At 70.7% G+C, this 13,314-nt stretch carries 12 protein-coding genes; 6 read left to right on the forward strand and 6 right to left on the reverse strand.

What is annotated here, in order from left to right; translation table 11 throughout:
- Positions 1–89: 89 nt before the first annotated feature.
- Together ACFQS1_RS24210 and ACFQS1_RS24215 are read right to left on the reverse strand one after the other, a co-directional pair.
- Positions 90–839 (reverse strand): maleylpyruvate isomerase N-terminal domain-containing protein, encoded by a 750-nt coding sequence (locus tag ACFQS1_RS24210; protein ID WP_378972267.1) that lies wholly within the window; start codon positions 837–839, stop codon positions 90–92.
- A gap of 118 nt (positions 840–957) precedes the next feature.
- Positions 958–1,344, reverse strand: a complete 387-nt coding sequence (locus ACFQS1_RS24215; RefSeq protein ID WP_378972269.1) for a hypothetical protein — start codon at positions 1,342–1,344, stop codon at positions 958–960.
- 230 nt (positions 1,345–1,574) lie between these two features.
- On the opposite strand from ACFQS1_RS24215, the gene nhaA reads away from it, so the two are divergent.
- Positions 1,575–3,467, forward strand: a complete 1,893-nt coding sequence (gene nhaA, locus ACFQS1_RS24220) for a Na+/H+ antiporter NhaA (RefSeq protein ID WP_378972272.1) — start codon at positions 1,575–1,577, stop codon at positions 3,465–3,467.
- Between the two features lie 37 nt (positions 3,468–3,504).
- Here the strand turns inward: nhaA and ACFQS1_RS24225 are convergent, their stop codons facing one another.
- Positions 3,505–4,098 (reverse strand): DedA family protein, encoded by a 594-nt coding sequence (locus ACFQS1_RS24225; RefSeq protein ID WP_378972274.1) that lies wholly within the window; start codon positions 4,096–4,098, stop codon positions 3,505–3,507.
- Positions 4,099–4,195: 97 nt separating this feature from the next.
- Here ACFQS1_RS24225 and ACFQS1_RS24230 point away from each other — a divergent pair, with 97 nt between their 5' ends.
- Complete coding sequence (locus ACFQS1_RS24230; protein WP_378972276.1) at positions 4,196–4,774, forward strand: mycothiol transferase; 579 nt, start codon at positions 4,196–4,198, stop codon at positions 4,772–4,774.
- A gap of 190 nt (positions 4,775–4,964) precedes the next feature.
- Here ACFQS1_RS24230 and ACFQS1_RS24235 read toward each other — a convergent pair whose 3' ends face one another.
- Together ACFQS1_RS24235 and ACFQS1_RS24240 are read right to left on the reverse strand one after the other, a co-directional pair.
- Positions 4,965–5,870 (reverse strand): SMP-30/gluconolactonase/LRE family protein, encoded by a 906-nt coding sequence (locus ACFQS1_RS24235; protein WP_378972278.1) that lies wholly within the window; start codon positions 5,868–5,870, stop codon positions 4,965–4,967.
- A 249-nt stretch (positions 5,871–6,119) separates the two neighbouring features.
- A complete protein-coding gene (locus tag ACFQS1_RS24240) occupies positions 6,120–6,530 on the reverse strand; it encodes a hypothetical protein (protein ID WP_378972280.1) in 411 nt (136 codons plus the stop codon).
- 650 nt (positions 6,531–7,180) lie between these two features.
- Between ACFQS1_RS24240 and ACFQS1_RS24245 the strand changes: the two genes are divergently transcribed.
- The gene (locus tag ACFQS1_RS24245; protein WP_378972283.1) at positions 7,181–8,227 is read left to right on the forward strand and encodes a serpin family protein; all 1,047 of its coding nucleotides are present in this window, start codon (positions 7,181–7,183) and stop codon (positions 8,225–8,227) included.
- Here ACFQS1_RS24245 and ACFQS1_RS24250 read toward each other — a convergent pair.
- Positions 8,224–9,990 carry a carbohydrate-binding module family 20 domain-containing protein gene (locus ACFQS1_RS24250; RefSeq protein ID WP_378972286.1) on the reverse strand — a complete coding sequence of 589 codons (1,767 nt, stop codon included), beginning with the start codon at positions 9,988–9,990 and terminating at the stop codon, positions 8,224–8,226. The two genes, ACFQS1_RS24245 and ACFQS1_RS24250, sit on opposite strands and share 4 nt — an antisense overlap.
- Before the next feature lie 316 nt (positions 9,991–10,306).
- Between ACFQS1_RS24250 and ACFQS1_RS24255 the strand changes: the two genes are divergently transcribed.
- From ACFQS1_RS24255 to ACFQS1_RS24265, 3 genes are all read left to right on the forward strand, one after another.
- Positions 10,307–11,224 (forward strand): MurR/RpiR family transcriptional regulator, encoded by a 918-nt coding sequence (locus ACFQS1_RS24255; RefSeq protein ID WP_378972288.1) that lies wholly within the window; start codon positions 10,307–10,309, stop codon positions 11,222–11,224.
- Positions 11,221–11,973, forward strand: a complete 753-nt coding sequence (locus ACFQS1_RS24260; protein WP_378972290.1) for a sugar isomerase domain-containing protein — start codon at positions 11,221–11,223, stop codon at positions 11,971–11,973. The genes ACFQS1_RS24255 and ACFQS1_RS24260 overlap by 4 nt, the downstream gene beginning before the upstream one ends.
- 132 nt (positions 11,974–12,105) lie before the next feature.
- Entirely contained in the window at positions 12,106–13,305 is a 1,200-nt protein-coding gene (locus ACFQS1_RS24265) for a glycosyl hydrolase (protein WP_378972292.1), read from the forward strand.
- Positions 13,306–13,314: the final 9 nt, after the last annotated feature.

A 13,314-nucleotide genomic window follows, 5' to 3' on the forward strand; every position in this document is an offset into this window, starting at 1 on the left:
CGCTGGGCCGTCAGGTGGCGGGCGTCCGCTGGGTCCTCAGGTGGCGGGCGTCCGCTGGGTCCGGTCCTCAGGCGGCGGGCGTCCGCTGGTCAGAAGCCGCGCAGCAACTGCTGCAAGTGCCGGAGCTGGGACGGCGGCAGGTCGCTGCGCACGCGCCGGGGGTCCGAGGGCCGGCGGCCCCACAGCAGAAGCAGGCGGGCGGCCGGATCGGTTTCCACGGCGGGGCTGTCATCGGGGTCGACCAGCGCGAGGGTTCCCTTGCCGTCGCGCACCTCGACGAGCAGGTCGGGCTGCCGCGGGCAGCGGATGCGGGCGGAGATGTCGCCGGTTTCCCCAGCCAGCCCGGTGGCCAGCAGGGACTCCTGCAGCATCCGCACGGAATGCCCGAGCAGCTCCGGCCGGGCCAGGATCTCGTCGGTCCCGGCGTCGTCGCCGGTCAGGTCCCAGCGGTGCACCGCGAACTCCTGGCGCATGTGCAGGACGATCTCGCCGACCGGCATGCCCCAGCCCAGCCCGGGCACGACGGCGGCCGGGTCGGCGGCGACGAGCGGTTCCAGCAGTTGCGTCATGTCCCGCTCGCCGGTCTCCAGCCGGCGGCGGAGCAGGCGGTCGTCCATGGCCTGGTAGGGAAGGTCGCGCGCCGCCCAGTCGTCCACCACCGGCGCCGGCGTGCCGTCGAGGTGGGCGCGGGCCTGCTCGGCGAGGAGCTCGGCGCCGGAGACGAGATGGGCCACGACCTCGTGGGCGGTCCAGCCGTCGCACGCGGTCAGGCCGCGGGGCGGCACGCCGGGCAGCGCCTCGAGGAACGCGTCGATCTCGGATGGCTCGGTGCCGGCCATGTGCCCTCCCGGAGGCTGAACGATCTTGCACGCAGTATGCCGCCCGGAAGCCTGACGTGACAGGGCCGCGGCCGGATGAGCTGCACGATCCGCAGCGGCGACCGGACCGACCCCGCCGTCAGGAGCAGTGGCTCGTCACCGGGGACAGCCACTCCTTGAGCTGCGGGCCCAGCAACTTGCTCGCGTCGTCCGGCGTCTTGAGGGCGGCGAAGACGCTCGCGTCGGCGGCCTTCTTCTGCAGCTGGTCGGCGGCCTGCTTGCCGTCGGCGACGATCCCGGGGTCCTTGGCGGTGGCGGTCGCCGCGCGGATCGAGGCCGCCAGGTCGCCCAGCTTCTTCTGGGCCTGGGCCCGGTCGGCCGGCGCGCCGCTGCCCGCGGCCTTGGAGACGGCCTCGGCGAAGGGCGCCATGCCTTTCGCGTACGCCTCGCCGAGTGCCTCGCACGCATTCTTGGTGTCGATGTCCACCGTCGCCGGGGTGGTCGTGGCGGGGGTCGTTCCGGTCATGGCCGATCCGCAGGCCGCCGGAAACAGGAGCACGGCAGCGAGCAGCAGGGGACGAACGGCGCGACGCATCGAGACCTCCGGTGATGGGGTGGGCAGATGCACGATACGTCGCGATCCGGTCACCGTCCATGCACGGGCGTCGATTTAAGGGTTCGCCAAGACGGCCCGCGCGACGCGGACGCGGATCACACCGCGTGGATCGACGGGCCGAGAGGTGATTATCTAGGCGCGTGAGCGACTCGCCGACCACCACTCAGTTACAGGGCACCACCGCCTGGAAGACCCGTCTGACCACGCCGGTGCGCCTCGTGCTGCGGACCGAGGCGGGCAGCGCGGCGGTTCTCGTGACCGCGATCGTTGTCGCCCTGATCTGGGCGAACGTCGCCGACGGGTCCTACGAGAATTTCTGGCGCACCGAGCTGTCCATCGACCTCGGCGACATGGGCGTCTCACTGACCCTGCGCGAATGGGTCAACAGCGGCCTGATGACGCTGTTCTTCCTGGTGGTGGGCCTGGAGGCGCGGCGCGAGTTCGACCTCGGCGACCTGCGCGACCGGCGGCGGTTCATCCTGCCGGCGGCGGCCGGCATCACCGGGATGATCCTGCCGGTCGGGATTTTCCTGGCGGTCAACGCCGGCGGGCCGGGGGCCGTCGGCTGGGGCGTCGCGATGTCCACCGACACGGCGCTGGCGCTGGGCCTGCTGGCCCTGGTCGGGCGGCGCGTGCCCGACCAGGCCCGGTTGTTCCTGGTGACGGTCTCGGTGGTCGACGACCTCGTCGCGCTGGTGGTCATCGCGGTGGCGTACACCGAGGAGATCAAGGTCGTCCCATTGGCCATCGCGATCGTGCTGTACCTGGCAACCTTCGCGCTCGCGCGGTCGCGGGTGCGCAGCGGGTTCGCGTACGTGCCGCTCGGCGTGGCGATCTGGGGCGCCATGCTGGCCAGCGGCATCGACCCGATCGTCTCCGGCCTCGCGCTCGGTCTGGCGGCGGCCGCGTACACGCCGGCCCGCGGCGACCTCGAGCAGGCCAGCGACCTGTTCCGGCTGTTCCGCGAGCAGCCGACGCCGGAGCTGGCCCACGGCCTGCGAACCGGCGTGGTCAACTCGTTCTCCTGGAACGACCGGCTCCAGCGCACCTACCAGGGCTGGAGCAGCTACCTGATCGTCCCGTTGTTCGGCCTGGCCAACGCCGGGATCGCCATCGACGCGAGCTTTCTGCGGCGGGCGCTCACCTCGCCGGTGACGATCGGTGTCTTCGTCGCCTATGTCTTCGGCAAGCCGATCGGGATCACCGGGGTTTCCTGGCTCGTCACGAAGCTCAGCGGCCGCCGGATCCAGCCGGGCGTCGGGTGGGCGTCGGTGCTCGGCACCGGCACCATCGCGGGGATCGGCTTCACGGTTTCGTTCCTGATCGCCAACCTCGCGTTCGAGGGGCCGCTGCTGGCCGAGGCGAAACTGGGCGTGCTCGCGGCGGCCGTCGCCGCGGCGCTGCTGACCTGGACCGAGTTCCGGATCACCTTCACGCTGCCCAAGCCGAAGCGCGCGATGGCCCTGCTCGGCGACGCCGACCAGCTCAACGACCTGATCCCGGAGGTCGACGAGGAGCGCGACCACGTGCGCGGGCCGGCCGAGGCCTCGGTCACCATCGTCGAGTACGGCGACTTCCAGTGCCCGTACTGCGGCCGCGCCGAGCCGATCGTGCGGGAGCTGTTCAGCGATGCCGACTTGCGCTTCGTCTGGCGAAACTTGCCACTCACCGATGTGCATCCGCAGGCCCAGCTGGCGGCGGAGGCCGCCGAGGCGGCCGGCGAGCAGGGCAAGTTCTGGGAGATGCACGACCTGTTGCTGACGCATCAGGACAAGTTGCGCATCACCGACCTTCTCGCGTACGCCCGGCAGCTCGGCCTCGACGAGGAGAAGTTCCACGACGACATGATGCGCAGCCCGGCCGCCGAGCGCATCGCCAACGACCTCGAGTCGGCGGATCTCAGCGGGGTGTCGGGCACACCCACCTTCTTCATCAACGGCCACCGTCACTACGGGGCCTACGACGTGGACACGCTCAAGGAAGCCATCCGGCTGGCCCGGGTGCGCGCCAAGATCGCCGCACGGCGTCATTGATTCCGGAGCCGGTCCGGCCCGCGCCGCGGCTCTCGTCCTACTTCGACACGGTCCCCAGGCGCTTCCGGCGGCGGCGCCAGACGTACGCGACAATCAGCAGGACCGTGACGCCTGCCGCCGCCACCGCGTATTTGCTGACCCCCTTGGCGATCTCCTCGATGTGATCGCCGGCGTAGTAGCCGCCCGTGGACCACGCGCCCACCCAGAGCGCCGCGCCGAGGGCGTTCCAGGCGAGAAACTTGTGGAAAGGCATGCCGGTGATGCCGGCGACGATGCCGTTGAACTGGCGCAGCCCCTCGACGAACCGCGCCACCACCACGATCTTGGGGCCCTGCCGGGACATGAAGCCCTCGACGCGGTCGAAGCGTTCCGGAGTCAGCCGCACATAGCGGCCGAAACGCCGCACCAGCGGCCGCCCGCCGCGGCGCCCGATCCAGTAGCCGATGCTGTCGCCGATCACGGCGGCACAGAACGCGGTGATCGCCACGGCGACGATGCTGAGGTGGCCGCTCCCGGCGTAGGCCGAGCCGGCGATGATCGCGGTCTCGCCGGGCGCCGGGACGCCGAAACTTTCCACGAGAACGAGGCCGCCGATGCCGAGACAGCCGAACCGGTCGATGAGTTCCAGCATCCCGACACCTCCATCGACCACCGTAGGGCGGCGGGCCCGAGCGAGCACGCTTTCGCGATCGTCGTCACCTCGATGAGCCAGGCATTAGCGTGTGCCCATGACCGACGACTATCCCTGGGAACCACCGCTCGCCGGCACCGAGGCCGAGCAACTGACCGGCTCCCTGAACCGGTTGCGCGCCACCTTTCGCTTCAAGGCCGACGACCTCGACTCCGCCGGGCTGAACGCCCGGCTCGGCGTCTCCGGACTCACCCTGGGCGGCCTGCTCAAGCACCTGGCGGTGGTGGAGGACTACTACTCGACCGTCAAGCTCCACGGCGTGCCGGTGGGCGAGCCCTGGGAGTCGATGGGCTGGACCGGCGGCGACGACTGGGACTTCGAGTCGGCCGCCGCCGATCCGCCGGAAACGCTGTACGCGCTGTACGACGGGGCGGTCGACCGGGCCCGGTCCCGGCTCGCGGACGTCCTGGCCGCGGGCGACCTGAGCCGCCCCATCCACGCGGCCCGGGCCGACGGATCGCACGCCAACCTGCGCCGGCTGTTGTGCGACCTCCTCGAGGAGTACGGCCGGCACACCGGTCACGCCGACCTGCTGCGGGAGGCGGTCGACGGGCGCACGGGCGAGGACCCGCCGCCGGGGTGGCGCCCGAAGTCCGGCAGCTACCGCATCACCTGACCCGGCGTTCCGGCCCGCTACCGCATCACCTGACCCGGCGTTCCGGCCCGCTACCGCGTCGCCTGCCGGGATTTCCGGCCGGCCCGCTACCGCGTCGCCTGACCTTGCGTTCCGGCCCGCTGACGCGTCGCCTGCCCGGGACTTCTCGGCCGGCCTGCTGTCGCGTTGGCCGGCCGGAAACTTCGGCCGGCTATTGCCGCTGCCGGCCGGGCACGGTCAGCACCGCGATCGCGGGCTCGTGCAGGCTGCCCAGCCAGAGGCGGCCGTCGTGCTCGCGCACCCCGGTGACCATGTGGAAGTCGGGGCTGTCGACGGAAACATCGTGGATCAGCTTGCCCTCGTTGTCGTACGCCTGGGCCCGGATCGTCCGCTTCGGGGCCGGCTGCATCGGGTCCGGAATTCTGGTCACCCCGCGGCGAATCCACATCGGCCCCCGCTGGAGGCGCTCGACCAGCGCGTCCTTCGGGCTGGCGATCGACACCCAGATCAGGCCGTCGCTGCCGCGCGCGATGTTGTCGGGATAGCCGGGCAGATCCTCGACGAGGAAGTCGTCGCGGCCGTCGGCCAGCCAATGACGGGCGACGGTGCGGGCGGCGGACTCGGCGACCGCCACGAACGACTCGTCGGACGCCAGCGCCACGCCGTTGGCGAAGGAAAGACCGTCGCGCAGGACCGTGACGGCGCCGTCGGGCGTGCGGCGCAGCAGGCGGCCGGTGCGGGTCTGCTCGACCATTTCGGCCTTCCAGCGGTCGATCGGGTGGACCGTCGACGAATCCGAGAAGTAGACGGTGCCGTCGGTGGCGACGGCGGCGTTGTTGCAGAACAGCATGTCGCCGGCCAACGTGTCGACGGTCCCGTCGGACGGGTCAACCGAGAGCAGGCCGCGGCGGGCGTCGCAAACCAGGAGCCGGCCACCGGGCAGAAGCTCGATGCCCAGCGGCCGGCCGCCGGTGTCGGCGACGGCCTCGGCCCGGCCCGAAGCCGGGTCCACGCGGTGGATGACGCCGTCCTCGGTGCCGGTGAACACCGCTCCGTCGGCGGCCACGACAACGTCCTCGGCGCCGCGGCCCGGCACCCTGATCACCCGGAAGTCCATGAGGCCCGACTATGCACCTGCGCGGGACGTGGATCAATGTCTGGAGCACACCGGCGAAGCGCAGGAAAGTTGGAATCCGGTCCGCCGGCGAGCCCTCCGGCACGCCCTGGCTGGGGACCATCTCGCCGGGCGCAGGCACGACGACGGATCCAGGCGCAGCTTGCCGATCAGGGTTGCCGCAGGCCCTGCGCCCGGCCGAGCACCGCAACGGCCTGGGTGCGTGCGGCCCACGCCGCGCGCGCTCGGCCGTCAGCAGGGGCCGGCGAAGAACGAGACTGTCACGCGGGTGGGTGGGCGGCCGTTCGCGGCGATGTCGAGCGGCACGCATCGCCGGCCGGCCACGTGGAAGCCGCCGATGAAGGCCGTGTCCGAATCCGCGCAAGCGTGGAAAGTCACCGACCGTGCGGGGGAGTAGCCCCAACCCTGCCCGTATTTGAGGCCGGCCAGCGCGGCGAACGAATCGGGGATGGAAACTTTCACGACCGCGCCGGCTTTCACCTCGGCGCCCACCTTGTAGTCGCCGGTGGCCGGGTCGCCGTTGGTGGTCGGCGAGGCGGTGGCCCAGGCGCGCAGGCCGGGCCAGCTGATCGCGCCGGCCACGAGGTCGTCCGCCGCCCGCGAGGAGACGACCTTGATGTGCGCCTCGCGGGGGCCGCACATGATGTCGCGTGGCCCGGACGCCGCGTCCGCGGAGAGGGCCGGGGAGGTACCGGGCGCAGGCGGAGCGGACAGGGCGGAGGGCGGCAAAGCGGCGGAGGGCGGCAAAGCGGCGGAGGGCCCGGGCGCGCCCGAGGGCGGACGCGCGGGGGATGAGCAGGCGCCGAGGACGAGGCTGGTGCCGGAGAGAAGGACGGCGGCGAGCATGAGGCACCGAGGCCGGCCGGGCAGCATTGACCGATCATAGGGCGGCCCCGCGCGTCGTTGGCCGGCCTCGCGCGTCACGCGGCAATCTCACGCGTCGCACGGCGATCGCGCGCTGCGGGGCCATCTTGCACGCTGCGGGGCCATCTCGCGCGCTGCGGGGCCATCTCGCGCTGCGGGGCCATCTTGCACGCTGCGGGGCCATCTTGCGCGTTGGAGGGCGGTCTTGCGCGTCGCTGGGCGAGCGCGCGAGGGAACCGGGCGGGCCGCGGTGGCGTCGAAAGCGTGTGCACACTTCACGAAGGCGTACGCGAATTGTTGCTCTGGTCGCCGCCGGCGCGATGTTGGTGAGCGGGTGTGGGGGCGAGGTACCCGGAGACGCCGGCCGGATCGATGCGAAACTTGTCAGCGAGCTTGAGCCCGGCGACGCGCAGGCCGTGGCGCGGGGCATGAACGCGTTCGGGTTCGAACTTTTCCGCCAAGTTTCCGGCGGGTCGCCGAACACGATCACCTCGCCGTTGTCGGTCTCGGTGCTGCTGGCGATGATCCTGGCCGGCGCGGACGGCGAGACCGCGGCGGAAATGGCGAAAGTCCTGCACCTCGACGAGCGCCGCGACGTTCGGGTCGGTGGGCTGCTGCGCACGCTCGCCGACACCGACGAGGTGAAGCTCTCGGTCGCCGACGCGCTGTGGGCGGACGAGCGGGCGCCCCTCGAGCAGGATTACCTCGACTTCGTGCGCAAGACTTTCGGCGCCACCGTCGAGCAGGCGGAGCTGGGCCGAGCTGACGCGGCGAAGGCCGTCGACGAGTGGGTCAAGAAGAACACCGGCGGCCGCATCGACAGGATCGCCCGCGACCTCGGGCTGCCCAACCCCCAGGCGATGCTGGTGCTGCTGAACGCGGTGTATTTCCTCGGTGAGTGGAAAACCAAGTTCGAGGAGACCGCACCCGGCGGGTTCTCGGTCGGTGGCGCGAAAGTTGACGTCCCGATGATGCGCCTGCGGAACGAAACATTCGGGTACGCCGAGCGCGACGGCTTCCGCATGCTCCGGCTTCCCTACGGCGAGGACGGCCGCTACGCGATGGAGGTCATGCTCCCCGACGTCGGCAAGAGCCTGCACCTCGACGAGGAGGCGTGGCGCGACGCCGTGGCCGACCTCGACGACCATCGGATCGACGAGGTCGCCCTGCCGCGCTTCGAGCTGCGCTGGTCGGGCGACCTGACCGAGCCGCTCATCAAGCTCGGCCTGCCTACGTCCGGCTTCACCGCCATGTCGAAGGCGAACCCGGTCCTCGCGAAGGTCGTGCACAAGACCTACATCAAGGTCGACGAGGACGGCACCGAGGCGGCCGCCGTCACCGGGGGTGTCATGGTCACCTCGGCCCGGGCTGACCGGACCACTTTCGTGGTCGACCGGCCCTTCGCCTTCACCATCTCCGACCAGAAGACCGGCGCGATACTTTTCCTGGGCGAGGTCGGGGATCCGAGAAGCTAGCGCCAGGTGTCGCTGACCGACTGCGTGCAGGCGGCGCCCGTGGTGAGGGTCCGGTTCGCGCCGGACTCCCACGTCACCGCCGAGCCGTTCTTCTTCACGTACTTGTACTCCACGGACGTGTTGGGCGGCAGGCTGACGGTGCCCCGCCACACCGGGTAGGCCGCCGACGACAGCGCCACCCCGCCGCCGGTGTTCCAGTTGCTCAGCTCGGCCCGGTTGCCCAGCACATAGATGTTCTCGCCCCAGACGGTCGTCGCGTTGACCGCGAAAGTTACCGCCACCGACGCGCAAGCCGTCGAGGTCGCACCGACGCGCGCGTTCACGTGCAACGCCACCATCGAGTTCGCCGGCACCGAGGCGGTGAAGGTCCCCGACGAGCTCACCGTGTAGGCCGGCCCGGTGCAGGCGCCGTTGCTGACGTCGCCGTTGGCGACGTCGCAATACGTTCCGGCGGGCAGCGAGGTGGTGAAGGTCCGGCTCAGCGTCCCGCCGTCCCGATTGAAGATCGCGTACGCCGCCGCGCCGCGCCCGAACGCGATCTGGCTGCCGCCGTTGGACCACCAGTTCGTCACCGCGGTTCCGTGGGCGGCGTTGTGGAAGCCCACCATGTTCGCCGTGGTCCGCCACCGATGCTCGCAGGCCCACCCGGACGAGCAGTTCACCGCCGACGTCGTGCCGCCCGAGCCGGACGGCGGGCCCGCGTCGGCGTTGCCGAAGGTGAAGCTCGACATCACCGAGGGCGTCCCGTAGGGATAGGCGAGCATGAACGCCTCGGCCAGCCCGTACGTCATGCCGTCCTTGTAGGTAAGTTTCGCGCGACCGTTCCGCTGGGTGTCGTGGTTGTCGATGAACGCCACCGCGTCGCCGCTCGCCACCAGCATCTGGCTCGGCAGGTTCTGCAGCGCCGACAAGTTCGCGTTGCGGAAGGCGTTGCCGACCACGTCGCCGTACCGGAACTCGGTGACGTCGCCCAGCCCGGTGTACTCCGTCGGGCTCACCTCGCCGGCGCCGCCCTCGATCGTCTCCTGGAAGATGTACGGCGACCCGCTGAGCTGCCCGTAGATTGCCTGCAGGTCCGACGCGGGAATGTGCTTGGCCGCGTCGACCCGGAACCCGTCGACGCCCAGCGAGATCAGGTCGTTGAGGTAGCCGGCGAGCTTGCCCCGCACGTACGAGGACTCGGTGGCGAGGTCGGAGAGGTCGACCAGCTCGCAGTTCTGCACCTCCCACCGGTCGCCCCAGTTCACGATGTCGTCGTTGCCGTTGCGCCCGCAGTGGTGGAAGTCGTTGTTCCCGTACGCGACGGCCGGGTACGAGTAATGGCTGTACGCCGACCCGCCGCTGCCCGTACCCGTCGAAGCGCCTCCCGCCATGTGGTTGATCACCGCGTCGACGTAGATCTTCACGCCCGCCGCGTGGCACGTGCTGACCATCGACGCGAACGCCGCCCGGTCGCCACGCCGCGTCTTCAGCTGGTAGCTGACCGGCTGGTAGTCCTGCCACCACGGGTATCCCGAGCCGGGCAGCACCACATGCTCCTGCGGCGGCGACACCTGCACCCCGCCGAAGCCCTTCGGCCCGAGAACGTTCGTGCACTCGGACGCGATCGACGCCCATGGCCATTCGAAGAGGTGGACGATGACGTCCCGCGGCCCGGGGTTCGCGTCGGCCTTGGCATCGGCCTGGTGCGGCCGGACGGCCATCGTGGTCGCGGCGGTGAGCAGGGCCAGGACGCCGGGGATCGCCCAGCGGCGAGCTTTCATCGGTTGCCTCCTGACGGGCCCGGGCCGGAATGCGGCGGGACCACGGTCGTCGCGGACGGACTTCTCGGGAGCCGGGTCAAAGATGTTCATCGATGACACGGGTGTAATCCCGCGTTCATATTGGCCGAGACGCTAGCAACGACTTGCATCGATTGGAAGACTTTCCAACTCTTTTGCAAGACGTGCGGAGACGGCCGTCGATGCGCAGGCCCGCGGACCGGTCGGCGATCCGCCGATGAGAAACTTCTTATTGACTATCGGATCGAGCGGTCGTAATTTTCATCAGCAACAGCGCCTGATGAAAAGGACGACCATCGTGACCGGTGAAAGTGGCGGACTGCTCGGCCGGCTGAGGATCGACGGGCCCGCGATGCCGGAGGCCCTGGCCCGGGTGGCCGAGACGATCCTGGCCGACCCGGAGAGCGCGGCCCACGCCAGCATCGTCGATCTGGCCGAACGGTCGGGCACCTCGACGGCGACCGTGACCCGGTTCAGCCGAACGCTCGGCTTCAAGGGCTACGCGAACCTGCGGGTCGCGATCGCCACCGAGACCGGCCGCGCCGAACAAGCCCGCTGGGAGACCGACATCAGCGGCGACATCGCCCCCGAAGACCCGCTCACCGACGTGCTCGGCGTGGTCACCGCGGCCGACACCCGCGCCATCCAGGACACCGCCGCCGGCCTCGACATGGCCACGGTCGAACAAGTCGCCGCCGCGATCGCCGCCGCCAACCGGGTGGAACTCTTCGGCCTCGGGTCCAGCGGCACCGCCGCCCGGGAAATGGCGTTCCGCCTCGAACGCATCCGAGTGCCGGTCTGGCATCGCGCCGACCCGCACACCGCGCTCACCAACGCCGCCCTGCTGCTCCCCGGCGACGTCGCGATCGGCCTGTCGCACTCCGGCCGCACCCGCGAAGTCATCGAGACCCTCGCCGAGGCCGCCGACCACGGCGCCCTGACCGTCGCGATCACCAGCTTCAGCCGCTCCCCGCTGGCCGAGACCGCCGACCTCGTCTTCACCACCACCGTGCAGGAAACCACCTTCCGCCTCGCCGCCCTCTCCGCCCTGCACTCCCAGCTGCTGATCCTCGACATGATCTATGTCGCCGTCGCCCAGCGCACCTACGAACGCACCGCCGAGGCGCTCGAGCTCACCGTCCGTGCCGTGGACGCCCACCGCCTGCCCGAGAAGATCCCGTCCCGCAAGCGCGGCCTGCCGAAAGGACAACCGTGAGCGTCACCAGCAACGACTACCTGACGGCCGTGCGGGAGGCGGTCGACCGGGTCGGCGCCGGCCAGCAGGCGGAGAAGCGCCGGGCCGCCGGGATCCTGGCCGCGAGCGTACGCAACGGGGGAGTGATCCAGGCCTTCGGCTGCGGGCACTCCGAGGCGCTCGCCATGGAGATCGTCGGCCGCGCCGGGGGCCTGGTCCCCACCAACCGGATCGCCCTGCGCGACATCGTCCTCTACGGCGGCGAGCCCCTGGCGGCCCTCGCCGACCCGATGGTCGAGCGCCGCACCGACATCGCCCACCGCCTCTACGAGCTCGCCCCGATCAAGCCCGACGACGCGTTCGTCATCGCCTCCAACTCCGGCATCAACGGCGCGGTCGTCGAGATGGCGCTGCTGGTCAAGGAGCGCGGCCACGCCCTGGTGGCCGTCACCTCGGCCGAGCACTCGGCCGGCGTCGAGTCGCGCCACCCGAGCGGCCGCAAGCTCGGCGACATCGCCGACGTGGTGCTCGACAACGGCGCGCCCTACGGCGACGCCGCGCTGCCGCTGCCCGGCGGGGGAGCGGTGGGCGCCGTCTCGTCGATCACGGCGGCGCTGCTGGCCCAGCAGATCGTCACCGAGGTCGTCGCCGAGCTGACCGCGGACGGCAGCACGCCGCCGGTCTACCTGTCCGACAACGTGCCCGGCGGCAAGGAGCACAACGCCCGGCTCGAGGCCCGTTACGCCGGACGCATCCGCCGCACCGCCTGACGGAGCAAAGGCGCCCCGGACGGAACAAAGCGCCGCCTGACGGACCAAGACTCCGCGCCGGAAACGACCGCCGGCGCGGTCAGGAAATCCCCCACCCATCCCCGTGTCACGAAAGCAGGGAGGAGTCTGTCCATGTTGATAGACAGACGTCGATTGGCGACCGGGGCGGTCGCCCTGGTCGCCGCGGCCGGCGCGGTCGCCGTTTCCTCGGGCACCGCGTCCGCCGCCGACTGTGGCTACCTCTTCGACGACTTCCACTACGCCGCCTCGTCCGACTCGTCGCTCACGGCGCACGGCTGGACGCCGCGCACCTATGCCGGCGGCCCGGGCGTGCCCGGCGCGACCTGGTCGGCCAACAGCATCACGTTCCCCACCGCCAACGGCGACAAGGTCATGCAGCTGACCGCCTCGACCGACGGCACGTCGGCCGGCACCAACCAGGCCGAGCTCTACTCCACCCAGAAGCGCTTCCTCGACGGCACCTACGCCAGCCGGATCCGGTTCACCGACGCGCCGGTCAGCGGCAACGACGGCGACCACATCAACGAAACTTTCTTCACCATCAGCCCGCTCAACGGCGACCTCGACCCGACGTACTCGGAGCTGGACATCTCCGAGTACCTGCCGAACGGCGGGTGGGGCGAGACCGGGCCGATCAACTACCAGACCAGCTGGTACACCTATCGCAACGATCCGTGGTACGCCGACAACGTGCACTCCGAGGAGCGCCGCAGCTTCGACGGGTGGCACGACCTGGTCGTGCAGGTCGCCAACGGGCACATGATCTACTTCATCGACGGGACGCAGGTCGGCGACCACTCCGGCAAGTTCTATCCGCGCCAGACGATGACCATCAACTGGAACCTGTGGTTCATCGACACGGCGGCGCACACCGGCGGCCTGTCCACCTACATCCAGCAGGTCGACTGGGTGCTGTTCGCCAAGAACCAGGTGCTCTCGCCGGTCCAGACCACCTCGAAGGCGGCCGCGTACCGCACCTCGGGCAGCGCCTTCAGCGACACCGTCGACGCGACCGGCGGCTGCTCGACGCCGACCACCCCGCCGACCACCCCGCCGACGACGGGACCGGCCACCACGCCGCCGCCGACAACTCCGACAACTCCGCCCGCGACGGACTGCTCGAACGCCCCCGAATGGGCCTTCGCCACCGTCTACACCGGCGGCAACCTGGTGAAACACGAGAAGAGCAAGTACGGCGACCCGAGCGGGCCGCCGTCCGGCCAGGGCAAGCACCTGTGGAAGGCCAGATATTGGACGCAGGGATCCGAGCCCGGATGGACCCAGCAGTGGGAGGATCTGGGCCGCTGCTGAGCGTGACGG

The organism is Paractinoplanes rhizophilus (assembly GCF_042664765.1).
Lineage (GTDB): Bacteria > Actinomycetota > Actinomycetes > Mycobacteriales > Micromonosporaceae > Actinoplanes > Actinoplanes rhizophilus.